Origin of the sequence: Lactiplantibacillus brownii (assembly GCF_031085375.1) — a bacterium.
Lineage (GTDB): Bacteria > Bacillota > Bacilli > Lactobacillales > Lactobacillaceae > Lactiplantibacillus > Lactiplantibacillus brownii.
The window spans coordinates 2,381,081-2,407,313 of the sequence record NZ_JAVCWF010000001.1 but is presented as its reverse complement, the minus strand read 5'-3'; the positions used below and the strand labels follow the sequence as shown (position 1 = coordinate 2,407,313).

Here is a 26,233-nt window from a genome sequence, read left to right as displayed (position 1 = left end):
AATGGGCAGAGTAGCTTTGATAAAGCTTAGTAATTATCTCCAGAAGTGATGACGGTTATTAGAGTGTCGAAACCAATCAGTTTTGCGCCACTAAATTGAAAACCAGAATCATGATCTTACTATTAAATAGGGCTGCTTATTTTCGACAGACCAAACGGGACATTCGTCTAGGAACTAATGACGTTTAAAAAAACTTGCGGTCCAGTCCAATTAACTGTACGCTTGACAAAGTAAAGGCTTACATAAATGGAAACGAATGGATGAGGTTAATGACAGTAAAATTAATTGCGACGGATATGGATGGGACTTTTCTCAATAATCACGGGGATTACAATCGTTCGTGGTTCGCTAAAATTTATGCGGAATTACAACGGCGTGGCATTCAGTTTGTCATTGCTAGCGGTCACCAAGCAGTCGAACTGGTTGATTTTTTTAAAGACTATCCTAGTATGTGGATGATCGGCGGCAATGGGGCCGAATTAATGAATGCGAAAGTTGGCTTATCGGCTGAAACTTTTTCAGCTGCGGCGACACAACAGATTTTGGCCACTTTGGCCGCCTATCCTGAAATTCAGATCGCACTGTGTGGCACAAAAATGGTGCATGTGCTTAAACAGGCTGATCCCGGATTTATTGCTGCTATGGGTAATTACTACTATCAATTAGAAACGGTGACCGATTTAACACAAGTCACTGATCCAGTAGTGAAGTTCGATATTATTTGTGCGCCCGCCATGACGGATCAACTTGTTTATGAATTAACGCCTAAATTGGCAGGCATTGCGGTGCCGGCTTCGGGTGGTCAAGGGAGCATGGATCTCATTCAACCGGGAATGCATAAAGGTCGGGCGCTTAAATTACTGGGCAGTCGATTAGGCATTCGGTCAACAGAAATGGTGGCTTTTGGCGATGGGACCAATGATTTAGAAATGTTGCGTTACGTGAAAACGGGTGTGGTAATGGGCAATGCCCCAGCAATGATGCAGACAAAAGGGGATACTGTCACGGAATCGAATGAACAAGATGGCGTCTTAGCTTACATTGAAAATGAAATTTTACGAAAATAAAGAGCTGATTTCTGAAAATGGCCGGTTTTTGATTGCCAAAAGGGTCAGCGCCATGCTACACTGCAACTAGATGGAAACGAACGGAGGCTGGGACGCGATATCCTGACCTCTTTTATATTGTCAACGACCAGAATCGCTTAGGCTGAATGATTGAGTGTGATTATTCGATGATTTTTGGCCGTTGACGGTGGTTATTTATATTGTCGAAACGTGTGTTTAAAGGCAGCGGGTTCCGCTTGGCAAAGCTAGCAGCAGGATGCAAGAAGCGCATCAAGCTGTTAGCTCAGCCAATGCTCACCAGCTATGCGCCTTTAAACACACTCTAGAAAAGTGAGGGATACGAATGTTAACCGTAAGTAATGTCAGTATGCAGTTCTCGACTCGCAAACTTTATGATGATGTTAACTTGAAATTTACGCCGGGCAACTGTTATGGCGTTATTGGTGCGAATGGGGCTGGTAAGTCGACCTTCTTGAAGATCTTGGAAGGTAAATTACAACCAACGACTGGGAATGTGTCGATGGGACCAAACGAACGAATGTCCAGTTTGAACCAAAACCATTTCGCCTTTGAAAATGAAGAAGTCTTGTCCACCGTTATTCGTGGTCACGAAAAGTTATACGATATCATGGTCGAAAAAGATGCTTTGTATGCCAAGCCTGATTTCAGTGACGCTGACGGGATTCGGGCAGCTGAACTTGAAGGCGAATTTGCTGAAATGGACGGCTGGAACGCGGAATCTGAAGCGGATCAATTGTTACAAAACTTAGGTATCGACGAATCAATGCAACATCAAAAGATGAGTGAATTGACGGAACCACAAAAGGTTAAAGTCTTGCTTGGACAAGCCTTATTTGGCAGTCCCGATGTGTTACTTTTGGATGAACCGACCAACGGGTTAGATGTGCAATCGATCAGTTGGCTTGAAAACTTCTTGGCTGATTATAATAAGACCGTTATTGTGGTTTCCCATGACCGTCATTTCTTGAACCAAGTTTGTACGCATATGTGTGACGTTGATTTCGGAAAGATTACGTTATTTGTCGGAAATTATGATTTCTGGATGGAATCTAGCCAATTAGCCGCTAAGCTCAAGACCGATGCTAATGCGAAAAAGGCTGACCAAATCAAAGAATTACAAGAATTCGTGGCCCGGTTTAGTGCCAATGCCTCGAAGTCGAAACAAGCCACTTCACGTAAGAAACAATTGGAAAAGATTACGCTGGATGATATTAAACCATCCTCACGTAAATATCCATTTATTAAATTTACGCCCGATCGCGAAATTGGGAATGATTTAGTTCGGGTTGAAAATGTGTCGAAGACGATCGATGGTGTGAAGATTTTAGATCATATCAGCTTCACGTTACGTCCTAATGAAAAAACGGCCCTGATTAGCCGTAGTGATTTAGCTACGACGACTCTGATGCAGATTATTGCGGGGGCTATTGAGCCTGATTCGGGGACCGTCACTTGGGGACAAACGACGTCACGGACGTATTTACCACGTGATATCAATGATCAATTCACCGATGAAAACTTAACGATTATTGATTGGTTACGTCAATACGCACCTAAAGAAGAAAGTGATAACACCTTCTTGCGTGGTTTCTTAGGGAAGATGTTGTTCTCTGGCGAAGATGTGAAACGCAAGGTTAACGTGCTTTCCGGGGGCGAAAAAGTCCGCGGCATGTTATCCAAGATGATGTTAAGTCGGGCCAACGTCTTACTATTGGACGATCCGACGAACCATTTAGATTTGGAATCCATTACCGCGTTAAACGATAGTTTGATTGATTTCACTGGCGCCATTATCTTTACGTCACATGACCACGAATTTATTCAAACGATTGCGGATCATATTGTTGAAGTTAGTGATAAAGGGGTCGTTGACCGTGGCGATACGACTTACGACGATTATTTGAATCATGAAGCTACCCAAGGTCGGGTCAAAGATTTATATTAGTAAGCAATCACTTAAGTTAAACAAATAATGACCAACCAAATCCGTCAATCTGGTATGATTAACTCATAATCAGATTGGGGGATTTTTTTATGACCGCATATGTGGACCAGCCGTTTCGCCGCTGGTATCTAGGTCAGCTGGTGGTTCTAATGGGGGCAGCGTTATTACAATTATTGATCGTTCAAAATGGTGATTATTTCGCGACTGGGGGTCTTTTACTGATAATCCTGTTTTTAGGTGGTTTATTACCCGCCTATGAAACGGGGACCGATTATCGTGACTGGCCGCATTTTCGTCGCTTTAATCATTACTTTCAAGCGATTTTTCAATTTACAGTGATGCCATTGTTAGTCATGAATTTGGTGGCCATGCTGAGTAAATGGACACCGCTTGATTCACAAGGCCTGATTGCGGTGGCTTTTTTCTACTTGATTTTTATGTTTGTGCCGATCGGTTATGTCACGATGGAACCGGTTAAATCGTTAATTGGGCGTATCCTGCTTTTGATTTCGGTAGTGTTTAGTGGCTTGATTGGGGCCCAAGCAACGATGCTGGCTTGGCCGGTACTAAAGGCGCCAGCCGTTTTTGAGATGGTTGGAAATAGTGGTATCTTGGGAGCCTTTGGGTTCGTTCTGACGGTGGGCGTGTTGCTAATGGTTTGGGGCGTTCGCGGGCCAGCTTGGCGACTCAATCAACAAGCCGATTGGCGTTGGCTGACGTTGATTGGCGTGGTCAGTGTCGCGTTCATCATTTGGAATGCTTTTGGCGCTGGTGAGTCTTGGCAAACGACTTTTACCCAATTCGCATTCAAATTACAGGCATTTTCTTGGAAGATGTTTTTAGGTGGTCTGGAGCCGGGCATCGCTGAAGAATGGCTCTACCGTTTTGCCGTTTTGGGCTTGTTATTGCGAGCGTTTAAGCAACATCGTCATCAATTGGATTGGGCGGTCGGACTCAGTAGTGGCTTGTTTGGACTGTGGCATTTAACAAATGCGTTAGCTGGTCAAGCGTTGACCGCCACCCTTGAACAAATGATTTTTGCGGCGTCGTTGGGTGGCTTTTTGGCGATCAGCTATTTGTATTCGGGGAGTATCTTAGTGCCGATGACCATTCACGCTGGCGTTGACATTTTTAGTATGATGGCTTCCGGCTCGCAAACGATGGCTAAACCGGATGCCTTTGAATGGCAAACAATTATTTTTACGGTCATTGTTTTCGGTTTGATCACGATTTTCTTCTTGACTGGGAAACGGCGTCAAGTGATGCAAGCCCAAGTGGATCGTTATTGATGGACTAAGTAGGTCTCGCGATTGTGAGGCTTTTTTGGTTTAACTAACTGTTCAGAAGCAGGCCGAACGATTAAAGACAAGCTTTTTACCCCATTCTTAACCAATTTATACTGGATGTAATCTGTTTGTAACAACCATGTCACGCCTTAGCAATATCCGCCAGTTATACTGTGGTTAATGTTTAATTGGACTATACATATTTTGCACCAAACGGTTTGACTATCGGTGGGTTGGGTCGGTCTACCTCAGATGGCACAGCTTAAGTTTGGCGGCAGCTTAATACCTCTCGGAATGGGCAGGATTCATGACGGGGCACATATAGCAACTACCTCAGTGGGTAGTCGAAACCGATCGTTGTTGGGAAGGGCTTGGGCAATTTGTCTAAGTCTTTTTTTTGGCCAAAAAAGGAGCCCGTTATGGATCATTTGAGTCATCAATTAGCCACACAGTTGCAGGCGGATTTAGTCCCAATCGTGCATCCGTCGTTCAATCGGATGTTTACCGGGTACAGCCGACGTTGGCAACAGGTGGTTTTTGTTAAAGCATTTACACCGGAACGGCGTGGTAAGTTTGAAATAGAACGTTGTGTTAATCAGCAGCTCAATGACCGGGTCTTAACGAGTTGGCAAGGTCCAGCTGGTGAGTGGATCTTGGTGATGCGTGACTTATCAGTGACGCCATTGTCCACGCCAATCACGCCAGCATTAGCGACTCAGATGGGTCAGGTACTGGCGCATTTTCATCAGACAGTCAGCTTACCCGTTCCGAAGACTTTGGCAGTGTTTGACTTTGCGGATACTGAAGCTAAAATTGCGCGTTTGCCAGTGACACCGCTAGTCGGTCGGTTAACGGCCTTAATGTCAATTTTTGAACGTCAGGCTGGCGCCATCAAAACTGAACTAGGGCAAACTAAGTTGCTGGGCTTGCATGGTGATGTCAGTTGTCGTAATTATCAGTTCGTTGAGGGAAAACTGCAACTGATTGATTTTGAGCGTGCTAAAATGGGCTATCCACAAGAAGAGTTGCAAAAACTATTTTATCAAGATTTTGCTGATCAGCCGGCATGTCGATCAGCTTTTTTGGCCGGTTATGGGGCCTTACCAATCTTATCGCCGCTGACGAAAGGTTGGCTAACTTTTAGGACTGCCGTAGGGATTTTTTGCTATGTCCAGGCAATGCCCGACCCGCAATTTGAGCGAGTCGGACAGCGAATGCTGCAAGCGGTTGAACACGATTTAACTTGAGATAAGTAAGGCCACTGCGGGTTGAACAAGCAGTGGTCTTTTTTTATGAAAAATTTTGAGATGGTTAGGTTAGTTGAGGATTGGACACACTAACCACGGATCAATCAGCGTGTTTTAAGCTAAAAAGTGTCATAGATGTCATGTACATACTAGTCAACTGATGGTTGACTGGCGGCTAACTTGTTTACAATTGATTCCCAAAGCTGGCACTTAATAACGTATACTGGACTCATTGACAAAAAACACAATGGATAGTATCAAGTATAAAATTACTAACTACATAAAGTAGTCATAGCTAGAAATGGAGGCCGATTATGTCAACATTAGTCATCAAAGAGTTACAAGTTTCAGTCACAGAAAATGAGCAAGAACGGTTGATTCTGACCGGTGTCAACTTAACGTTAAAAACGGGTGAAACGCATGCCATCATGGGGCCTAACGGGACTGGTAAGTCGACGTTGTCTGAAACAATCATGGGAAATCCAGCGTATCACGTGGTTAGTGGCAGTATCACGCTAGATGGGGTAGATGTTCTGAGCCAGACCGTTGATCAGCGGGCACGTGCTGGCCTCTTTTTAGCGATGCAATATCCAGCTGAAATTAAAGGTGTGACCAATATTGAGTTCTTACGGGCGGCGATTAATGCGCGCCGAGCCGATGATGACCAGCTGCCGATATCCGATTTTTTGGCCTTGTTGGATCATAACTTAGCCTTGTTAAATATGTCTGATGCGATGGCTGAACGTTATTTGAACGAAGGCTTTTCGGGTGGCGAGAAAAAACGTAATGAGATCTTACAGTTATTAATGATTCGTCCTAAATTTGCGATTCTTGACGAAATTGATTCTGGATTAGACATTGACGCGTTACAAGTGGTTGCCAAAGGGGTCAATGCCATGGCTGGGCCAGATTTTGGTACCTTGATGATCACGCATTATCAGCGTTTACTGAACTATATCGTTCCCGATTTTGTTCATGTCATGATGGCTGGTCGCATTGTGAAAACGGGCGGCCCTGAACTGGCGACGAAACTAGAGGCAGAGGGTTATGCTGGCTTACGTGATGAACTCGGTTTGAGCGTTGCTTTGACGGACGATGATGTCGAGTAAGGGAGGGCCAATGGTGAACAAAGATGAGTTATTAGCGGGAGTTCGACAATATTCTCGGTTACAACAAGAACCCAGTTGGCTATTAGCGCTGCGAGAGCAAGCCTTGGCGGTTTATGATGCCTTACCTTTACCGAAGTTTGAGAAGATCAGTTATGCAACTTGGCCGCTACTTGACTTTACGGTGCCAACTGGACACGAGAGCTTAGAACCAGCCGGTGACTTGGGCAGGCAGCAACAATTTTACTCGGTGGGGTCGACGACGATCCAGTTGAGTTTACCCACTGAAGCGATTCAACAAGGGGTCATCTTGTCAGACTTGCGCGCAGCGATTCGGACGCATGGTGATTTAGTTCAACGCTATTTGATGCGTAAAGCTTTGAAACTTGGGACGGATAAGTTGACCGCGTTGAACACGGCCTTGATGACGAATGGCTTCTTCCTCTATATTCCCGCTGATGTTCAGTTGACGATACCCATTGAGATCACCCAATTCGTAGATAGTCGCCAACCGCAAAACTTTTTCAATCACAGTTTAGTGATTGCGGCTGAAAATAGTCGTGTGCAAGTCATTCAACGGTTGCGAACAATCGGCTCAGAAGCCAACGCAGCACATGTTCTCGTTGAAGTGATTGCTGAAGCGCAGGCACAAGTGGATTTTGCCGGAATTGATGCGTTGAATGCCCAAACGACAGCTTATTTGAATCGACGCGGCTATTTGGCGACGGATGCTCAGCTGAACTGGGAGCTAGCCGAAATGAATGCCGGTCGCGTGGTCGCGGATTTTGATACAGAATTGAAAGGGCGAGGTGCCACCGCTCAAGTTAAGACAATCGCCATTGCGAACAGGCAACAAACCCAAGGGATTGACACGCGTGTGACGAATTATGGGCAGAAAACGACTGCTAAGATCGTGCAACGCGGCATTATTTTAGATGCCGCAACGTTAATTTTTAATGGGATTGGTCACATTATTAAGGGCGCACACGGCGCAAAAGCTGATCAAGAGAATCGACTCTTAATGTTGTCATCTCAGGCGCGTGGCGATGCGAATCCCATTCTGTTGATTGACGAAAATGATGTGGAGGCTGGACATGCAGCCAGTGTTGGTCGCGTTGATGAACAACAAATGTACTATTTGTTGAGTCGCGGCATCCCACGACCGGTCGCTGAACGATTAGTGATTCGGGGCTTTTTAGCCGGAGTCATTACTGAACTAAAGTCGCAACGATTGCGAACAGAATTGAACGATTTGATTGAAAGGCGGCTGACGGTGAACAATGACTGATTATCGGGCAGATTTCCCCATTTTAACCACTAAAATCAATGGTGGACCGTTAATTTATTTAGATCATGCGGCGACCTCGCAGAAGCCACAAGTGGTGATTGACGCGATCAGTAGGTACTATGCTACCGCCAATGCCAATGTTCATCGCGGCGTTTACACGTTGGCAGCTCGCGCAACGGCGCAATATGAAGCGGTTCGTGATCAAGTGGCGGCATTTATTCAGGCGCCACAGCGAGAAAGCGTGTTTTTTACCCGTTCAACGACAGATAGTTTGAATTGGGTGGCGCAAACGTATGGTGAACAAGCTGTTCAGGCCGGTGATGAGATCGTGGTGACAGCCATGGAACATCACAGTAACCTCGTTCCTTGGCAACAGTTAGCGTTGCGCAAACACGCCCAGTTAAAAGTTATCGGCTTATTGCCAAACGGTGAATTGGATTGGCAATCCGCTGAAGCGATGGTGACTGACCGTACTAAGATCGTTGCGGTCGCTCAGGTTTCAAATGTCTTAGGCGTGACAAATCCAATCAGTGCTTTGGCGAAATTGGCTCATCAACATGGCGCGATTTTAGTCGTTGACGGCGCTCAAGCGGTTGCGCATCAACCGGTCAATGTTCAGGCACTGGACGCTGATTTCTATGCTTTTTCAGGTCATAAAATGTTTGGTCCAACTGGCGTCGGTGTTTTGTATGGCAAATTAGCTTTGTTGAAAACACTGACACCGCCACAATTCGGGGGTGAAATGATCGGTGAGGTTACTTGGGAACACACCACGCTAGCCGCAATCCCACAACGCTTTGAGGCCGGAACGCCTAATATTAGTGGGGTCATTGGCTTGGGCGCAGCCATCAGTTATATCCAACAAATTGGCTTTGACACCTTGCGAACACAAGAACAACAGCTGACGGCGCAACTACTGAACGGCTTACTGAACATGCCCGGTGTGGCGGTTTATGGGCCAAAATCAGTGGCCGAACATGGTCCGGTGGTCGCGTTCAATGTGATCGGTTGTCATCCGCACGATATCGCCACGGGGTTGGACCTTGCTGGGATAGAAGTGCGTGCCGGACATCACTGTGCGCAACCCTTAATGCAGTGGCTACAAGTCCCGGCCACCGTGCGTGCCAGCGTGGCTTTTTATAATACGCCCGCTGAGATCGACCATTTTTTGGCAATATTACGAGAAGTAAGGGAGTTTTTCCAATCATGAGTTTGTTACAACTAAAAGATTTATATAAAACCCTGATCCTAGAACATGCTCAGACCCCACATCATCATGGTGTATTGGCCGGTGTTCCTGCCACAACACTAACGAATCCCACTTGTGGGGACGTCATCACTGTTCAATTGGTGGTCGTGGCGGGTAAAATTACGCAATTGCAATTTAGTGGCACGGGCTGCACGATTTCACAAGCCTCGGCCAGTGTCATGACGGATGTCTTGCTTGGTCAAACGGTCGTTAAGGCGACGGCGTTGATTGCAGCGTTTTCCAAGTTAGTGATTGGGACGCCCATTTCGACGTCCCTGAAAAAAGCTTTAGGTGAGGCGACCGTGCTCGGAAGTGTCGCAGCGTTTCCAACGCGGATTCGTTGTGCGATGCTGGCTTGGCATGCAGCCGCACAGGCAATCGCGGAGGTGGGGACTAATGAGTGATAAGGTGCAGGCAGTGGTGCGTGGGACTGAAAACTACGAATATGGCTTTCATGATGAGGTGACCCCGGTTTATTCTACTGGTGAGGGCTTGAGTGAGGCGGTGGTTCGTCAGATCTCAGCGGAAAAACATGAGCCGGAGTGGATGTTGGCCTATCGGTTAAAGGCCTATGCCCTGTATCAGACGATGGCGGCGCCTAAATTTGGGCCAGATTTATCCGGCTTAGATTTGGTGCATATGAAATATTTTCAGAAGGCGACCGATAAACAATACCGTGATTGGGCGGATGTCCCTGATAAAATTAAGCAAACTTTTGACCGTTTAGGAGTCCCAGCCGCTGAACGGCAGTATTTGGCGGGCTCTAGTGCGCAGTATGAGTCGGAAGTCGTCTATCATCGTATGCGGCAAGCCTTCGAAAAATCAGGAATTATTTTTACCGACACCGATACCGCTTTACAAAAGTATCCTAAGTTGTTTAAAAAATGGTTTGGGAAATTAGTGACGCCGGATGCTAATATTTATGCGGCTTTGAACGCGGCTGTTTGGTCTGGTGGGTCGTTTATCTATGTTCCTAAGGGGGTCAAAGTGACGACGCCGATTCAAGCTTACTTTCGAATCAACGCTGAAATGACTGGGCAGTTTGAACGAACCTTGATAATTGTTGATGAGGGGGCTAGTGTGAATTATGTTGAAGGTTGTACGGCACCGAGTTATGATTCCGATAGTTTGCATGCGGCCGTCGTTGAAGTCAACGTGTTAGCTAACGCGACTTGTCGCTACACGACAATCCAAAACTGGTCAAACAATGTTTATAGTCTGGAAACGAAGCGCGCCCAAGCCTTGGAGAACGCGACGATGGAATGGGTCGACGGTAACCTGGGGTCAAAGATTACGATGAAGTATCCTTCAGTTTATTTGAATGGCGACGGTGCCCATGGCACTATGCTATCAATTGCGGTCGCTGGGCACAATGTGGATCAAGATACTGGTGCGCGGATGATTCATAATGCTAAGCATACGACTTCGTCAATCGTTTCTAAATCTATTGCGAAAGATGGTGGGGCGGTTGATTATCGGGGCACGGTCCGATTTGGCCGCCATTCTGATGGGTCGTTTGCGCACGTTGAATGCGATACGATCATTATGGATGACCAGTCTTCAAGTGACACGATTCCGTATAACGAAATTTTAAATGGCAATGTGTCAATGGAACACGAAGCCAAGGTCTCAAAGGTTTCTGAAGAACAGCTGTACTACTTAATGAGTCGTGGAATTTCTGAACAAAAAGCAACTGAAATGATCATTATGGGATTTGTTGAACCATTTACGAAACAACTTCCCATGGAATATGCGGTTGAATTGAATCGTTTGATCAGCTTTGAAATGGAAGGATCGATTGGCTAATGACAACTTTTAAAGCAACCGGTATGGCAGCACTGGCTAAGGTCATTGACCCCGAATTAGGCGTCGACATTGTGGGTCTGGGTTTGATTTATGATGTGACCAATGATGAAACTGGCCATTGTGTGGTCACGATGACGCTCACGATGATGGGGTGCCCATTGACAGACCTGTTAGCCGATGGGATTACGACCGCACTATTGGCACTACCAACGGTTAAAACGGTTGAAATTAACTTAGTCTGGTCACCGGCATGGTCGATCGCGCGGATGTCACGGACGGCTCGCCTAACTTTGGGGGTATAACGAGCAGAATCGTTGAAAAAATGTTGTAAACAAATATAATTGTTTTCATTAACAGATTTTTGGAGGATGAAAACAGTGGCACAATTTGAAACGCAACACCTCATTATACGCCCTTTACGGCCGACAGATCATGACGCCTTACAAGCGATGATTTTAGAGCCACAAGTGGTGGCCTATCTACGTTATCGGTCGATTCAAACGCCGGCACAATTTACTGAAGTATTTAAGACCCACTTTTTGGCCGATGCGAAGACGGTCTTTGGCCTTGAACGGAAAAGTGATCAGCGCTTGATCGGGTTTTATGAATTTCATGATGAAGCCAATACGGGTGTCTTGACCTATGCGTTAAGCCCAAGCGCTTGGGGTCACGGTTACGTGGCTGAAGCCGGGCAGGCCTTGATGTCCTACGCTTTTGAAACGTTACATTATGACCAATTAGAAGCGCACTATGCCAGTGCTAACCCACGGTCTGGTCGGGTCATGGCTAAAATGGGAATGCAAGACTTTGGTGAAATGGACACGTTCACTTTAGATAATGGTGAGCTGATTCACGTCATGCGTTATGCCTTATCGAAAAAAACTTGGTTAGGCACAAAAAGTGCTTGACCTGGAACGCGTTTCAAGTCATATACTTAATTTGTTGAGTTACCGCTCAATGTTAAATGAAAAGTATCATTTAACGTAGAATCGCCTAAATAGTTGAACTATCAGTCCTTCAGCCAGATTGATAGTTCTTTTTTTGAACCTTATTTTCAGAAAAACACGTGGTCGACCAGTGCTAAATAGTGTAATCTAATAGGGTAGCGTTATTTTAGAATTAGTTTTTAGTACATATTTGGAGGAATCGAGTTGTCGAAGAAAGTAGTTATGATCGTGACCGTGGCTTTATTATTATCAAATGCCATGAATGGTCTAGATAGTACGATTATCAGCACGGCATTACCGGCCATCATCAGTGATCTACATGGGATTCAGTTGATGGGTTGGATTGTGGCGGTCTTCCTGTTGGGCGGCGCGGTCACAACACCTCTGTGGAGCAAGCTAGGTGAACGGATTGGCAATAAACGTGCTTATCAAATTTCGACCACGATTTTTGTGTTAGGGGCATTATTTGAAGGGTTAGCGCCAAATATTTATTTCTTAATTATTGCGCGGACGATTATGGGGATTGGGAGTGGCGGGATGACTGCGATTCCTTACATTATCTATGCGGAGATTTATAAAGATCCGGTCAAACGGGGCAAAGTGTTCGGTTATGTCACGGCCAGCTTTAGTACGGCGGCCATCATTGGTCCGTTAGTTGGTGGGTTTATCGTGGATAACTTTGGTTGGCACTGGGTCTTCTATATCAATGTTCCGATTGGCCTGGCGTCGATTGCGATTATTCAATGGCTCTATCAAGCACCAAAGATCAAAGTAGCTGTTTCCAAAGTAGATTACCTCGGCGCGGCCTTATTGACGAGTGGTCTGGTAAGTTTGCTAGTGGGTATTGAAATGATTGGCAAATTATCGCCATGGGGTGTCGGCCTTATTTTAGCTTTGGCACTAAGTTTATTAGCCGGTTTATTGGTCGCTGAGACGCGAGCTGCGGACCCGATTATTCCCAGTCGGTTATTTAAAAATCGCTATTTAGTCGCCTCATTTGTTATGTTTTTCTTGATCTATGGGTTCTTCGTTGGCTTCAACGTTTACGTGCCAATGTGGGCGCAAGGGTTACTGGGGACGACGGCCGTGATCGGGGGTGTCACTCAGATTCCGGGGTCTATCACGAACTTTTTGGGGGCCCAATGGAGCTCTAATTTAGAGCAAAAATGGTCAACCCGGACGATCGTCATGATTGGTTTTGGTGGCATGTTAATTGCTGCTGGACTCTTGGCCTTAGCGACGCGGCAAACGAGTTACTGGCTCTTACTTGTCGCGGGAGCTTTTCAAGGGGTCGGTATTGGGATCTGTTTTACCGTGTTGCAAGTTAGTGTCCAGCAGCAAGCCGCGCATCGTGATGTCCCAATTGCGACGTCCTTTAGTTTGCTGGTACGGATGTTGGGGCAGACGTTCATGTCGTCGATTTATAGTGTTGTTTTGAATCACTCCTTAACGCAAGGCGTGGCCCAATCCAATGGTAAAATCACGATGACGATGATGAACCAACTGAGTGATGCTACGAGTGCCAAATCGCTGTCGGCAAAGTTATTACCTGCTATGCGGACGATTTTGCATGCTGGTTTGCACCACATTATGGGCTTAGCTTTCGTCCTATTGGTGATTGGGTTAGCGGTCGATATCTTTGTCTTTCGGCCCGCACATGCTAAACGATCCCGAATTGTCGGCAAGACGACTGTGATGCATCATTCCAATTGATTCTGATGCATTGTAACAGTCATATTTGAATCATTGATTAATTTTGTCCGCCTCCGTGGACCAGTTCGTTTGCTGTGAGGCAGACCTGCAGCCAAAGAACGGTCTGCAGGGCGCTTTCAAGCCGAAAATCACGTCTTAAAAGTCGGCCAGACACTAACCTGGGTAACGTTCGCCCAGCTAAGTGTCTCGACACGGCAAACAAACTGGTCCACTCCGGCGTCAAATAGTGGTTGTGAATCTGAATAGCGCCAAAATACAATTGATGTTAGAAATACTAATTAGCGCAGGGCGGGCTGAATGATGCTCAGTGGTGAAATTTCTCTTTGCTGGTGGCCTTCCAGCTTAGAGAAAGCCCGGCTTGTGAGACCGCACTTTGGCTCACAAACGTGGCCACCACGTTCCAGCATCAATCCAGACCAACCGGAGCGGTAAAGTTAAGTAGATACTTATAAATTAGGATAGTTACGGTGTATCTGTATCTATTTTAGGTATAACTAGCAGTCAATTAAAAAGAGGGGATCAGCATGACAGTTGTTAAAATTAGACCAGTTCAAGCATCGGAATTAACACAATTGTGGCGACTTGGTTTTAGTCAGCCACAAGCGGCTTGGACGCAATGGAATGGGCCGTATTTTAAAGATCAGTTACCAAGTCAACAAGCTTTTGAAACGGTGATTGGTCCCCGTGATTGGCTCAAGCAACCTAAAAACTGGGTTATAACTGTCGATGACCAGATTGTTGGCAATGTGAATCAGCATTTTGTCGATGGCGACTTAAAGCGTTGGCTGGAAGTTGGCATTCTGATTTATGATGATCGCCATTGGGGCCAACAAGTCGGTCGGCGAGCGCTAACGTTATGGTTGACTCATTTATTTACCGAAGTGACGACTTTGCCACATATTGGGCTAACCACTTGGTCGGGCAATACTCGGATGATGCATTTGGCCGCGGCCATTGGTTTAAATTTAGAGGGACGGATCCCACAAGTTCGGTATTGGCAGGGACAGTATTATGATTCAGTAAAGTATGGTATTTTACGGTCAGACTGGCAACTGTTACAACTGAAATCTCATTAAAAAACATTTGTTCCCCTCATGAAAGTACGTTATCATGAAAACAGTAATCAAAAAAAGATGGGGCGGAATTCAAAATGATAAAACGACTGCATTTGGCGCGTTTAATGGGAATCTTGGGGTTAACCGTACTACTTAGTGGCTGTAGCACAGTCAATCAACTCTCTTCTGATGGGAGTAGTCACACCGCGTCTAGCAGTAAGCGCACGGCGTTTGCGGCAGGGACGAGTGGGGATGATAAAACAACTTATGCTACTTTGGCAAAGCAGACTTATCAATCCGGTGCCGCAGCGGCTATCAAGGTCAATAGTGGTAAAAGTACCTTGAAGTCGAGTTTGTGGAAAAATTCTAAAATTGATTATGGTAATTTAGATGGCTTGAACCGAACGACTACGGATACGGCTTATTTGAGCAAGGCTAATTTAGGCCGGTCTGCTGGACGTGCAGCACAGACTTGGAGTCCAACCGGTTGGCATAATCAACCGATTACCGTAAATGGCAAACGTGTTTTTCCACAAAATCGTGGTCATTTGATTGCCTATACGATTTCGTTTAATCTGACACAGGATGGTCAGTTCCGAAATGGCGAGGGTGGCAGTCTGGATAATCCTAAGAACCTAGCGACGCAAACGGCTTATTCTAATCAACGGACCATGCAGATCTATGAGGATCAAGTTCGGACTGCATTGGAACAAGGTAAGAAAGTCATTTATCGTGTTACGACGGTTTTCCGTGGTAATGAATTAATGCCACGGGGCTACTGGTCACAAGCTGTTTCGACAGATGGTAGCGTCAATTTTAATGTTTATATTTGGAATGTCGAACCCGGTGTCAGTTTTGATTATGCGACCGGTCGTGGCAAAGCAGATAGCCAAATGCAAGTTGCGGGCGCTGATAAAGTGACTAGCACGGCCAACACTAAGGCTAGTCGGTATTCAAGCCACACGACGACTTCAAAACAAGTTGAACGTGAGCTACTAAAGTATGGTTATAAAGCAGTAAAAAAAGCGGTCAATTAATAAAAAATCCCAGCTAATTTAAAATCGTTAGCTGGGATTTTTGACAGGTTAATTATTTTGATGGTCGTAAGCAATGGACCAAGGTGAAGAATGCAAGCTCCAGTGAACCCCAAATTTATCGGTGAACTGGCCCATTTTACCACCCCAGAATTGTTCGGCGAAAGGCATTGTAATCTCAACTTCGCCAGAATCAACTAACTGTTGATAGAACGCGTCAGCAGCCTGAGCACTGGTTTCGTCTTCACTATCAATATCGATCATTAAGGTGATCTGATCTGACGGCTTAGCGCTATGACCGAAGGCATCCGCACATTCGACTTTTACACCGAGGACGGTGAAGCCACCGTGCATCGTCAGATTATCAAGATCGGCATCCGCGGGTAAGCCAAACGTTTTGGCCTGTTCCGGTTTGGGACTCAAACGATAAACATCGGTCGCACCAAAAACTTTTTGGTAATAGGCGATTGCCGTTTTGGCATTGTCAAAAGCTAAGTAAGGATAAAATTTTGATTGCATTTTTTCATCTCCAAGTAATATTGTGAACGCAATCAAATTGTCCCATTAACCGTTTCCAATGGCAACCGATTAAGCCTTTGGTAATCAAAATTAGGACAATCTATGAAAATTGTCGTATTCTACGACAACTAACTGATTTGGTGCTAGTAAAGTCTGTAAAACCCGCTATACTAATTGGCATAGCGTTGCTTAACCGCCGTTAATTGCAATTTTTCTCTCAATAAATTAGCAAGTAACGCTAGTCAGTAAATTAGACTCAGATCACACGTAATTCCTTCCCAGAGATACCTGTGATTTTCCATATAAATAACTTGGCTCCCAACTGAGTTATACTATTCAATCAGTCTGATTGGAATTAAGACCCTTGTAGCGTCTGGCAATTTGCCGGGCGTTTTTTGGTGCCACTTTTTTAAATCTATAATCTTGTCAAAATGCTTGTTTGCCGTTCCGGTTGATCCGGACTGATGCTGGAACTTGGTGGTCACGTTTGTGAGCCAAAGTGCGGTCTCACAGCACCCACTGAGACCGACCAGTAATCAGTTATTATGAAATTTTAGCGTCAAAAAAAGCCAGCGTAAGGCTGGCTTTTAAGTTACCACAGTAAAATAGCAACGAGGATCAGTAACACTAAATCGGTGGCGGCATAACGCCAATTAAGGCGCTGTTTCCAAGCACGATAGCCATCTAATAAGCCAATGGTCAGAATAATGGCCAGTAGCGCATCGGCTGAAACTCGTAAGACCGTCGCATTGGCCAACAATGCAGACGGCAATAATAGTAATTGGACTAATACCCAACAACCGGTGACTAATCCTAAACGTAAAATAATAGCATCTTGATTTAATGGTTTCATGGTATATCGCCCCCCAATACTGATTTGAGATTATTGTAACCGCTATCTTTGAGAACTAACAGACCAGTTGACTCGTTTTGTTTTAGAATCAGACAGAATAAACTAACCGTTGCAAAAACTTAAAAATGGGGGTAATATTGATACATTCTAATATTTGAATATAAGAATATAAGGAGGGAAATAAATGAATCCAAACGAAGCAGCTTTGCAAGAATTCCGTGAAACGATTCCAATTTTTGAAGTCTTAGCGGATGAACGCCGGCAGCAGATCATGATCGAGTTGACTCAGCATGCTAAGGGGTTAACGGTCGGGGAATTGACCAAGATTATGCAGATCTCGCAGCCAGCGGTGTCCCATCAGTTGAAAACGTTAAAGGATCATCATTTTGTGAGCGTTGAGCGTCAAGGAACACGAAACTATTACCGTGTGACATTTGATGGCCCTTTAACTAAGGTTGAACATTTAATTCATACATTACGTGAAGACTTAAAGTTAAAGCCATATTTACATTAGGGACTAAATTCGTTGCCGCGGGAGCAACGTTGTTTTCGGTCTATAGTATTCTTATATTCGAATGAACGAATATCATAAAAAGGGGTGGTGGCAATTTCAATTCGGACGGAGCTGGATTTGCAACGTGCGATGTACGAGTTATTGGCACAACGGTCGATCTCACAGATTACCGTGGAACAAATTTGTCAGCGTGCGTTGATTCATCGGAGTAGTTTTTATCGGTATTACACTGATAAGTTTGATTTATTAGCACAGATGGTCATGCGAGCGCTGGAAGAATTATTGGCGGCTGAACAAACGGATGCCGCTGGTTCGGCCGTGATGTCACGTTTTATTGGCACGCATACCGAAATCTTACGGCACTTATTGGTGACAAATACAGAGGGTGACAATGCACGCTCGCAGCAAGTGATCAATGATTGTTTTTTGGCAATCGCGCGTACTGGGGCCACGGATCGCGTGTTCGTGATGATTCGTAATGCGCGACAACCAGATCTGACCGCATACTTAGTTAGTGGGGCCATTACAAGTATCGTGCAGTGGTTAAGTAGTGATCGCCGTGACGGTGGCGATCCAAAGATTCAAGCAGCAATTGAGACAACGTTAGCATCGTTGTTCTCATTAGAACAACATATGATTTAATTTTTTTGAAGGAAGGTTTCAGGTTGTGAAAATGATTCGCGGGGAATGGCGGTCGATTTTCCATAGCAAGATTCTATGGATTTCGGTGGCAGTCATGATTTTAATTCCATTTTTGTATAGTGTATTCTTCCTGACTTCGGTCTGGGATCCATATGGAGATACCAAGAATTTACCGGTCGCAGTGGTTAATGAAGACAAACCGGTAACTTATCAGGGTAAACGTTTTGCAGTTGGGGAACAAATGGTGACGAACATTAAGAAAAATGATCAGCTTGGCTGGCATTTCGTTTCGGCGGACGAAGCGCAGGCCGGTTTAGCTAATCACAAGTATTATACGGTTGTCACGATTCCAGCTAATTTTTCAAAACACGCAACGACGGTCACGAGTAAGCATCCCAAACGGATGAAGTTACATTACTCAACAAATGCGTCGCTGAATTACATTGCTAAAGTGATTAGTGACGCTGGTGCGACCCAGCTGAACCAAAACGTGCGGGCCGCGGTGACCAAAGCTTATGCCTTAGCAATGTTTAAACAAGTGAAAACAGCTGGAAAAGGCTTTAGTAAAGCCGCTGCTGGTGCGACCCAGTTGAAAAATGGTGGTGTTGAGCTACAAGATGGTTTGACAACTTACACAACTGGCGTGCACACGTTGAAAGACGGGACCACGGAACTTAATACCAAAGTTCAACAATTACCAGCCGGAATCGCGAAGTTAGCGAACGGTGGTAGTGCGTTGAAGACTGGGCTAGACACGTTGAATGGGAGTACCGGTGAATTAGCTAGCGGTGTTTCTAAGTTAGCTGATGGTTCAGGTCAAGTGACCAATGGGTTGAAGACCATGAATGGCAGTACGGGTCAGTTAGCCAGTGGTGTCACTAAATTGGTTAGTGGTTCAGGTCAAGTAACGACTGGTTTGACGACCTTAGATGGCAGCACGGGTGAATTAGCCAGTGGTGTCACTAAATTAGTTGACGGTTCAGGCCAAGTAACGAATGGCTTAAAGACCATGGATAGTCAGACCGGTGAATTGGCCAGTGGTGTTACTAAACTAGTTGACGGTTCTGGTCAGGTTACAGGTGGCTTAAATAGTTTGAATAAACAATTGCCAGCCTTGAGCGATGGTTCTAATCAAGTTACAGTTGGTCTCACTGCACTAAGTGATCAAACTGCGGCATTACCAGACTCAGTAGCGGCATTGTTTAAAGGGTCTAGTAAGGTCACAAAAGGTTTGGACAGTTTGAATGGTGAAACTGGTACGTTAACAAAAGGTGCAAAAGACTTAGCCGATGGTTCTAAGAAACTAAGCGTTGGTGTGGTTACTTATACCAATGGGGTTTACACGTTATCAGAAGGGCTGCAGGCTTTGGATGAGAGTACTGGCAAAGTATCAAGTAATGTTGAACTTTTAGCTACGGGTGCTAATAAGTTGGCTACTGGTGTCTCAGACTATACTTCTGGGGTTGCTGCTGCTGATGATGGCGCTCAAAATGTTAACAGCGGTGTTAGTACACTTAAAACAAAGAGCAAAATTTTGCCAAGCAGTGTTGATAAGCTAACTACCGGTGCGACAACTGTTAATGGTAGTGTGACAGCCTTGAAATCTGGTAGTGACCAAGTGACACAAGGATTACAAAAGCTAGCTGCTGTTGGTGGAAGCGATACGAGTAAACAAGAGATTGCCGCCTTGCAAAGTGAGATGAGTCAAATGGAAACTGCATTGACAAATCTTGAAAAGCAATTAGCTACTACTTCAGACAATCAAACTGATACGACTAAAGTGGATGCAGTTGTTAGCGACATGCAAACTAACGTACAACAGTTAACTGCTACCAAAACAGCTGATAATAGTACGGTTACACAACAAATTAATGCCAAAATTGAAGCATTAAAAGACTCACAAAATTTGAGTGATGCTCAGGTTAAAGCCTTGGAAAGTAGTTTAGCAACGGTTGGTCAAACTGAAGCGACTACGGATAGTTCTGATCAACAGGCTGCCAAAACGCTAAATACTAACATGACAAAGTTGCAGTCATTGATTAGTACTAATACTGCCGCAACAAGTAAGACTGATGCTAGTTTATTGACGAGCTTTAAGGATTTAGAAGCGGGTGTTAATGCTTTAATTAAGAATGTTAATACGATGTCTTCAACGGCTAATCAATTAGGTAGTGGTTCAGCGACCGTAACGAGCGGATTGGCAGAATTACAAGCTGGTACGACACAATTAAGCAGTGGCTTAACTGATTTGAATAGTAAAGTGCCAACCTTAGTTGGTGGCATTGATAAACTATCTGTTGGCAGTATCGCGTTATCTAATGGGACTAGTAAGTTAGTTAAGAGTTCAGTAGGTTTAAATACTGGTGCAGGTCAACTTAGTGGTGGTTTAACTGACTTAAATGCGAAATTACCGTTGCTGATTGGTGGAATTAATAAAGCTAATGCTGGTGCCAAAGAATTAACGGCAAAGTCTACTGAATTAACCAAAGGCGCTAGTGACCTAGCTAATGGTTCAGCAGAACTAAATGGTAAAGTGCCAACCTTGGTATCAGGGGTTTCGGCATTATTTGATGGCTCTCAACAAGTGACTGGTGGCTTAAAGACCTTAAACGGCAAAGTCCCTGCTATGGTAACGGGTATTCATCAATTACAAGTAGGTTCTGGTAAAGTTACTAATGGCATTGGCGCAGTTAAAGTTGGCGTTGTGAAGCTGATTGATGGTTCTGGTCAAGTGACTACTGGATTGGTGACACTTAATACCAAGGTGCCAACCCTAGTTTCTGGTGTTAAACAATTAAAGGATGGCTCTGGTCAAGTTACGACTGGCCTTGTTACGTTAAATGGTAAAGTGCCAACCTTAGTTTCTGGCGTTAAGCAATTAAAGAATGGTTCAAGCCAAGTGACTGGTGGTTTAGTGACCTTGAACGGTAAAGTGCCTGCTTTAGTTAGTGGTGTGCAACAATTGTTCAGCGGTTCTAGCCAAGTAACCACTGGCTTGACTACTTTGAATGGCAAAGTGCCAACGCTGGTTTCCGGTGTCCAACAACTTGATACAGGTGCTGGTCAACTGAATACTGGTCTACAAACCTTACAAGGCAGTACTGGTCAATTAACGAGTGGTGTTCAACAACTCGCTGATGGTGCCAATCAATTGGATGAAAATTCACCACAATTGTTAGCTGGTAATAAGAAGATCAAAAATGGTAATGCAACCTTAGCGAAGTCCTTGAAGAGTGGGGCTGACACGGTCAATGCGACACCTTTGAAGAATGCGAATGCCCAAATGTTCGCGACACCTTCAAAATTGACGCATTCAAATTACAGCTATGTGCCTAACTATGGTCATGCTTTAGCACCATATGTGCTATCCTTAGCACTTTATGTTGGGGCAATCGTCTTCAACTTCGCTTATCCAATTCGGCGGATGTCTGATGATGATGGCACACCAACACAATGGTTCTTGAGCAAAGTCGCAGTTGGCGCACCGGTCGCAATTTTGATGGCGATTATTGAATGTGTGGCCTTACTCATTGTTGGCTTGAAGCCAATCAGCATGGCTGGTTACTTCACGACAGCAATTATGATCGCACTGGCGTCGATGTTCATTGTCATGTTCTTATCGATGTTGTTCGATAATCCAGGTCGATTTGTCGCAATGGTCTTACTGATGCTACAACTTGGTGGTTCTGGTGGGACTTTCCCAATGGAAATTACGAATCACTTCTTCAATGTGATCCATCCATTCTTACCATTAACGTACTCAATTCTGGCGTTCCGGCAATCCTTAACAGGTGGCTGGGGCAATGGGACGTTCGTTTCATCAATTGTGATTTTGGCAGTCTTTGCCATCATCGCATTGATCCTATTGTGGGCATCAATGGTATTTTTGAAAAAACACAACATGCAAGAACTAGCCGAAGAACCAATTCAGATGAAGGCTGGTAAATAAGCGTTAAACGATTAGTCCTCAACCAACTCAAGTTGAGGGCTTTTTGTTTGGCCAACTTGTTTCAATTAATCGCCAGGACGTGCGAACAGCAACGCTAAGTTTAGGCCCATAATGTGGTATGATGATTTGATGTCACAGTGAATTTTAATTTTTATTTTGGAGGTGCAATTTTGAGCATATTTTTAAAGTTAGGCTGGTACTTTCGCCGTGAGTGGAAGCTCTATTTGGCGGGGGTGATTGGTCTTATTTTGACGGCTGTCATCGGGATTGTGCCGCCACGAATTATTGGGGACGTGGTCGACGGGATTAATCAACACCGGTTGACTGCGCGTTCCTTGACCCTTTATTTAGCAATTATTGCAGTGGCGGCCGTGGGACAGTATTTGACGCGTTATTTATGGCGAAATGCCATCTGGGGTGGCGCGGCTGGTTTGGAACGAACACTACGGGAACGGTTATTTTGGCATTTCATGAAGATGGATGCAACCTTTTATCAGAAATATCGGACTGGTGATTTGATGGCACATGCCACCAATGATCTGACCGCTGTGGAACGAGTCGCCGGTGGCGGAATTCTACAGTTTGCGGATTCCATCATTACTGGTGGCACCACGTTGATTGCGATGATGATGTTGATTGATTGGCGCTTAACATTGATTGCCGTTGTGCCATTTCCATTGTTGGCCGTCGTTTCATGGTATTTAGGCCAAAAAATTCACGTGGCTTTCCGATCCTCGCAAGCCGCCTTTTCGCGGTTGAACAACAAGGCTCAGGAAAGTATCAGCGGTATTAAAGTGATCAAAGCGCTCGGTCAGGAAAAAGCAGATGTCGATGACTTTGACCGCCAAATTGACCAAACGATTAAGATCAATCGCCATGTTAATTTCTTAGATTCTTTATTTGACCCAGCTATTACATTAATTATCGCGTTATCATATGCCGCGACGATCATTTTAGGCGGGATGTATGTGGTTAACCATGTCATTACGATCGGTAACCTTGTCTCGTTCATCACTTATTTAGGGATGATGGTTTGGCCGATGTTTGCGGTCGGCATGCTATTTAACACGATGGAGCGTGGTAATGCGTCCTACGATCGGGTCATGGAACTCTTAAATCAAAAAAGTGCGATTATTGATCGTAAAAATGGCTTGGAGCAACGACCAACGGGAAGTATGCATTATGCAATTGATAAATTTAATTATCCCGATGATGCTGGGACGAGTTTGAGTCAGGTTCAATTTGACCTAAAAGCAGGCCAGACGCTGGGAATCGTTGGCCGGGTTGGCTCCGGTAAATCAACTATTATGAAACTGATTTTGCGTGAATTTGATAATTATGATGGTCAGATTCAGTATGGTGGTCACGATATTAAACATTATGCTTTAGACAGTTATTTACCGGCGATTGGCTACGTGCCACAAGATAGCTTCTTATTCTCAAATACGATTCGTGAAAATATCCGCTTTGCTGATCCTAAAGTTTCTCAGGAAACGGTTGAAGCGGTGGCGGCCAAGAGTGATCTGAGTGGTCAGATTGCTGGAATGGCGGCCGGTTACGACACCCAGGTTGGTGAAGAAGGTATTTCACTGTCTGGTGGTCAGCGCCAACGATTGGCGATTGCGCGCGCCTTATTGATTAATCCTGAATTGCTTATTTTGGATGATGCGTTATCCGCGGTCGATGCTGAAACTGAAGCTGAAATCTTAGCTAATTTGAAAGCTGAACGGGCCGATAAAACGACGATTATTGCGGCGCATCGGTTGAGTTCAGTCATGAATGCGGATGAAATTATTGTCATGGATGACGGTCGGATTATTGAACGGGGGACTCACAGCCAATTAATGCAACAACATGGTTGGTATCGTGAAATCTTTGATCGTCAGCAATTAGAAACCAAAGTGGAAGGGGCGGTGCAATAATGGCAGAACGACAATCAGTTTGGGCACGGAGTATGCCAGTCAAGGAACAACTGACGGTGATTCGCCGACTCTTGCCATACGCAAAACCTTTCAAGTGGTTTTTTGTTGCGACCATTATCATGTCAGGTTTAATTAGTTTAGTTAATATTTATCTACCAAAAGTGTTACAACTGTTTATCGATCGCTATTTACGGACCGGGCATGCGACGTTGGCGATTATGTGGTATTTCGCCGGCTTATATTTCTTTGGCATGATTGTGCGGGCAACGATGCAGTTTTTCCAAAACTATACCAGTACGATGGGTGCCGAATACATGTTAGAAAATGTCCGGCGTAAAATGTTCCAGAAATTGCATCGGATGGGGATGCGTTATTTTGATCAAGTCCCTGGTGGCTCGATTTTATCGCGACTGACCAATGATACGATGTCGTTTTCAAATTTTTGGGCGCTATTTAATACGTTATTTACGGCTTTCTTTGCGGTTATTTCGTCTTTCTTAGCGATGTATTTTACCGATCATGAAATTGCGCTTTGGTTACTCGTTTTTATGCCGTTTTTAGCCGTGGCTATTTGGTACTATCAACGGTATAGTTCGCGTGTTTATCGGCGGATGCGGGAACGGTTGAGTGAGTTAAATACTAAGTTAAGTGAAGCGATTACCGGGATTAGTGTGATTCAACAGTTTCGGCAAGAACGCCGGATCAATGGCGAGTTTGACCAGACGAATAATGCTTACTTTAAGACGCGACAAGCGATGATTCGGACGAACTCACTACTATTGAGTCCAATTATTAATTTGTTTTACGCGTTAGGCACGGTGATGATTTTAGGCTTCTTCGGGGTACGTGGGCTAAATGGTTACGTGGCTGCCGGGGTCGTTTATGCCTTCATCACTTATCTGGATAATTTCTATAATCCAATGACGCAAATGATGGATAATTTATCTGACTTTCAAGATGGGGTCGTTGCCGGATCGCGGGTCTTACGTGTGATGGACGATCCCACGATTGCCCCCACCCAGCATGCTGATCCTAACGCTAAAATTACCCGCGGAAAGATTGAGTTTAAACATGTGACTTTCGCCTACGATGGGGTGAATCCAGTGTTGAAAGATGTGTCGTTTGTGGCTGAACCAGGTCAAACGATTGCCTTAGTTGGTCAAACGGGGAGTGGCAAGACGTCGACAATCAATGTTTTAATGCGATTCTATGAATTTCAGTCCGGCGAAGTTTTGATCGATGATCGTGATATTCGTGATTATCCTGCGAAAGAACTTCGACAAAAACTAGGGCTCGTTTTGCAGGAACCGTTCATGTTTTATGGGGATATTAAGTCGAACATTCGGATGTTTGATGACACAATTTCGGATGAACAAGTTCAAGCTGCGGCTAAGTTTGTGACTGCCGATGAATTCATCGATGAACTGCCACAAAACTACGACTCACGTGTCATTGAACGTGGGGCGAGTTATTCGTCTGGTCAACGTCAATTGATCTCTTTTGCACGGACCATTGTGACGGATCCTAAAATTTTAATTTTAGATGAAGCAACGGCTAACGTCGACACTGAAACCGAAGAGATGATCCAGACTGGTCTTAATCGGATTCAACAAAACCGGACGACGATTGCGATTGCCCATCGGCTCTCAACCATTCAAAATGCGGACTTGATCTTAGTGTTGCATCAAGGTCAAATCGTGGAGCGCGGTTCCAACGACGACTTGTTGGCACAACGTGGTTACTATTACGATATGATCCAGTTGCAGAATTCTGCCCACGCGAAGTAGAACTTATGTTAAGCTGAACGTAAATTGGACGCGAGGTGGCGCGAATGTTACGAAAACTTTCGGTCTTGGTGGCTGGCTTAAGTTTTCTCTTGGGTGGTTTGAATTTGATCCTAGCCGTTTTGAAAATTCAAGAGTCGACTTATCCAAAGAAACTCAAAGTAAAAATCAAGTTGAAGTAAAAATAGTTGGGACGACTCAGAATTTTGAGCCGTTACCAACTATTTTTTTATCAATTAAATTATCATTTTTAACAAATATAAACGCGCTAGTTTTTAGGCCAAGG

The 26,233-nt window shown here is 44.8% G+C and carries 22 protein-coding genes; 20 read left to right on the top strand and 2 right to left on the bottom strand.

Annotated features, from left to right (window positions below; genetic code table 11):
• Window positions 1-269: 269 nt before the first annotated feature.
• The 14 genes from RA086_RS11370 (at window position 270) to RA086_RS11305 (ending at window position 15,767) form a co-directional block, all read left to right on the top strand.
• A complete protein-coding gene (locus RA086_RS11370; RefSeq protein WP_308703899.1) occupies window positions 270-1,067 on the top strand; it encodes a Cof-type HAD-IIB family hydrolase in 798 nt (265 codons plus the stop codon).
• A gap of 343 nt (window positions 1,068-1,410) precedes the next feature.
• On the top strand, window positions 1,411-3,033 hold the full coding sequence (locus tag RA086_RS11365; protein ID WP_308703898.1) for an ABC-F family ATP-binding cassette domain-containing protein: 1,623 nt from the start codon (window positions 1,411-1,413) through the stop codon (window positions 3,031-3,033).
• Between the two features lie 89 nt (window positions 3,034-3,122).
• Window positions 3,123-4,322: a CPBP family intramembrane glutamic endopeptidase gene (locus tag RA086_RS11360; RefSeq protein ID WP_308703897.1), complete on the top strand. Its 1,200-nt coding sequence runs from the start codon at window positions 3,123-3,125 to the stop codon at window positions 4,320-4,322.
• A 416-nt stretch (window positions 4,323-4,738) separates the two neighbouring features.
• A complete protein-coding gene (locus RA086_RS11355) occupies window positions 4,739-5,566 on the top strand; it encodes a phosphotransferase (protein ID WP_308703896.1) in 828 nt (275 codons plus the stop codon).
• Between the two features lie 314 nt (window positions 5,567-5,880).
• Entirely contained in the window at window positions 5,881-6,675 is a 795-nt protein-coding gene (gene sufC, locus RA086_RS11350) for a Fe-S cluster assembly ATPase SufC (RefSeq protein WP_308703895.1), read from the top strand.
• A 10-nt stretch (window positions 6,676-6,685) separates the two neighbouring features.
• Entirely contained in the window at window positions 6,686-7,960 is a 1,275-nt protein-coding gene (gene sufD, locus RA086_RS11345; protein WP_308703894.1) for a Fe-S cluster assembly protein SufD, read from the top strand.
• On the top strand, window positions 7,953-9,170 hold the full coding sequence (locus tag RA086_RS11340; RefSeq protein ID WP_308703893.1) for an aminotransferase class V-fold PLP-dependent enzyme: 1,218 nt from the start codon (window positions 7,953-7,955) through the stop codon (window positions 9,168-9,170). The genes sufD and RA086_RS11340 overlap by 8 nt, the downstream gene beginning before the upstream one ends.
• Window positions 9,167-9,613 carry a Fe-S cluster assembly sulfur transfer protein SufU gene (gene sufU / locus RA086_RS11335; RefSeq protein WP_308703892.1) on the top strand — a complete coding sequence of 149 codons (447 nt, stop codon included), beginning with the start codon at window positions 9,167-9,169 and terminating at the stop codon, window positions 9,611-9,613. Before RA086_RS11340 ends, sufU begins: the two co-directional genes overlap by 4 nt.
• On the top strand, window positions 9,606-11,015 hold the full coding sequence (gene sufB / locus RA086_RS11330; RefSeq protein ID WP_308703891.1) for a Fe-S cluster assembly protein SufB: 1,410 nt from the start codon (window positions 9,606-9,608) through the stop codon (window positions 11,013-11,015). The genes sufU and sufB overlap by 8 nt, the downstream gene beginning before the upstream one ends.
• Window positions 11,015-11,317 carry a metal-sulfur cluster assembly factor gene (locus tag RA086_RS11325; protein WP_308703890.1) on the top strand — a complete coding sequence of 101 codons (303 nt, stop codon included), beginning with the start codon at window positions 11,015-11,017 and terminating at the stop codon, window positions 11,315-11,317. The genes sufB and RA086_RS11325 overlap by 1 nt, the downstream gene beginning before the upstream one ends.
• 75 nt (window positions 11,318-11,392) lie before the next feature.
• On the top strand, window positions 11,393-11,923 hold the full coding sequence (locus RA086_RS11320) for a GNAT family N-acetyltransferase (RefSeq protein WP_308703889.1): 531 nt from the start codon (window positions 11,393-11,395) through the stop codon (window positions 11,921-11,923).
• A gap of 243 nt (window positions 11,924-12,166) precedes the next feature.
• A complete protein-coding gene (locus tag RA086_RS11315; RefSeq protein ID WP_308703888.1) occupies window positions 12,167-13,675 on the top strand; it encodes an MFS transporter in 1,509 nt (502 codons plus the stop codon).
• 524 nt (window positions 13,676-14,199) lie between these two features.
• Complete coding sequence (locus RA086_RS11310; protein WP_308703887.1) at window positions 14,200-14,751, top strand: GNAT family N-acetyltransferase; 552 nt, start codon at window positions 14,200-14,202, stop codon at window positions 14,749-14,751.
• A gap of 74 nt (window positions 14,752-14,825) precedes the next feature.
• On the top strand, window positions 14,826-15,767 hold the full coding sequence (locus tag RA086_RS11305) for a DNA/RNA non-specific endonuclease (RefSeq protein ID WP_308703886.1): 942 nt from the start codon (window positions 14,826-14,828) through the stop codon (window positions 15,765-15,767).
• A gap of 48 nt (window positions 15,768-15,815) precedes the next feature.
• On the opposite strand, the gene RA086_RS11300 is transcribed toward RA086_RS11305, so the two are convergent.
• Both RA086_RS11300 and RA086_RS11295 read right to left on the bottom strand, forming a co-directional pair.
• Entirely contained in the window at window positions 15,816-16,283 is a 468-nt protein-coding gene (locus RA086_RS11300; protein ID WP_308703885.1) for a VOC family protein, read from the bottom strand.
• Between the two features lie 592 nt (window positions 16,284-16,875).
• On the bottom strand, window positions 16,876-17,136 hold the full coding sequence (locus RA086_RS11295) for a hypothetical protein (RefSeq protein ID WP_308703884.1): 261 nt from the start codon (window positions 17,134-17,136) through the stop codon (window positions 16,876-16,878).
• Window positions 17,137-17,320: 184 nt separating this feature from the next.
• On the opposite strand from RA086_RS11295, the gene RA086_RS11290 reads away from it, so the two are divergent.
• The 6 genes from RA086_RS11290 to RA086_RS11265 all read left to right on the top strand — a co-directional run bounded on the left by RA086_RS11290 (window position 17,321) and on the right by RA086_RS11265 (window position 26,129).
• Window positions 17,321-17,650: an ArsR/SmtB family transcription factor gene (locus tag RA086_RS11290; RefSeq protein ID WP_308703883.1), complete on the top strand. Its 330-nt coding sequence runs from the start codon at window positions 17,321-17,323 to the stop codon at window positions 17,648-17,650.
• A gap of 87 nt (window positions 17,651-17,737) precedes the next feature.
• The gene (locus tag RA086_RS11285) at window positions 17,738-18,292 is read left to right on the top strand and encodes a TetR/AcrR family transcriptional regulator (protein ID WP_308703882.1); all 555 of its coding nucleotides are present in this window, start codon (window positions 17,738-17,740) and stop codon (window positions 18,290-18,292) included.
• Window positions 18,293-18,317: 25 nt separating this feature from the next.
• Window positions 18,318-22,241, top strand: coding sequence for a YhgE/Pip family protein (locus RA086_RS11280; RefSeq protein WP_407659067.1), 3,924 nt, complete (start codon window positions 18,318-18,320; stop codon window positions 22,239-22,241).
• Window positions 22,242-22,411: 170 nt separating this feature from the next.
• On the top strand, window positions 22,412-24,163 hold the full coding sequence (locus RA086_RS11275; RefSeq protein ID WP_308703881.1) for an ABC transporter ATP-binding protein: 1,752 nt from the start codon (window positions 22,412-22,414) through the stop codon (window positions 24,161-24,163).
• The gene (locus tag RA086_RS11270) at window positions 24,163-25,950 is read left to right on the top strand and encodes an ABC transporter ATP-binding protein (RefSeq protein ID WP_308703880.1); all 1,788 of its coding nucleotides are present in this window, start codon (window positions 24,163-24,165) and stop codon (window positions 25,948-25,950) included. The genes RA086_RS11275 and RA086_RS11270 overlap by 1 nt, the downstream gene beginning before the upstream one ends.
• Before the next feature lie 44 nt (window positions 25,951-25,994).
• Window positions 25,995-26,129 (top strand): hypothetical protein, encoded by a 135-nt coding sequence (locus tag RA086_RS11265; protein WP_308703879.1) that lies wholly within the window; start codon window positions 25,995-25,997, stop codon window positions 26,127-26,129.
• The last annotated feature ends 104 nt before the right edge of the window (window positions 26,130-26,233 follow it).

Bases quoted from the DNA above. Each gene is read 5' to 3' on its own strand.
- sufC (WP_308703895.1), top strand. From the start codon at position 5,881: ATGTCAACATTAGTCATCAAAGAGTTACAAGTTTCAGTCACAGAAAAT.
- RA086_RS11370 (WP_308703899.1), top strand. From the start codon at position 270: ATGACAGTAAAATTAATTGCGACGGATATGGATGGGACTTTTCTCAAT.
- RA086_RS11365 (WP_308703898.1), top strand. From the start codon at position 1,411: ATGTTAACCGTAAGTAATGTCAGTATGCAGTTCTCGACTCGCAAACTT.
- RA086_RS11300 (WP_308703885.1), bottom strand. From the start codon at position 16,283: ATGCAATCAAAATTTTATCCTTACTTAGCTTTTGACAATGCCAAAACG.
- RA086_RS11295 (WP_308703884.1), bottom strand. From the start codon at position 17,136: ATGAAACCATTAAATCAAGATGCTATTATTTTACGTTTAGGATTAGTC.
- RA086_RS11310 (WP_308703887.1), top strand. From the start codon at position 14,200: ATGACAGTTGTTAAAATTAGACCAGTTCAAGCATCGGAATTAACACAA.
- RA086_RS11290 (WP_308703883.1), top strand. From the start codon at position 17,321: ATGAATCCAAACGAAGCAGCTTTGCAAGAATTCCGTGAAACGATTCCA.
- RA086_RS11270 (WP_308703880.1), top strand. From the start codon at position 24,163: ATGGCAGAACGACAATCAGTTTGGGCACGGAGTATGCCAGTCAAGGAA.
- RA086_RS11340 (WP_308703893.1), top strand. From the start codon at position 7,953: ATGACTGATTATCGGGCAGATTTCCCCATTTTAACCACTAAAATCAAT.
- RA086_RS11265 (WP_308703879.1), top strand. From the start codon at position 25,995: ATGTTACGAAAACTTTCGGTCTTGGTGGCTGGCTTAAGTTTTCTCTTG.
- sufU (WP_308703892.1), top strand. From the start codon at position 9,167: ATGAGTTTGTTACAACTAAAAGATTTATATAAAACCCTGATCCTAGAA.
- sufB (WP_308703891.1), top strand. From the start codon at position 9,606: ATGAGTGATAAGGTGCAGGCAGTGGTGCGTGGGACTGAAAACTACGAA.
- RA086_RS11355 (WP_308703896.1), top strand. From the start codon at position 4,739: ATGGATCATTTGAGTCATCAATTAGCCACACAGTTGCAGGCGGATTTA.
- sufD (WP_308703894.1), top strand. From the start codon at position 6,686: ATGGTGAACAAAGATGAGTTATTAGCGGGAGTTCGACAATATTCTCGG.
- RA086_RS11325 (WP_308703890.1), top strand. From the start codon at position 11,015: ATGACAACTTTTAAAGCAACCGGTATGGCAGCACTGGCTAAGGTCATT.
- RA086_RS11360 (WP_308703897.1), top strand. From the start codon at position 3,123: ATGACCGCATATGTGGACCAGCCGTTTCGCCGCTGGTATCTAGGTCAG.
- RA086_RS11305 (WP_308703886.1), top strand. From the start codon at position 14,826: ATGATAAAACGACTGCATTTGGCGCGTTTAATGGGAATCTTGGGGTTA.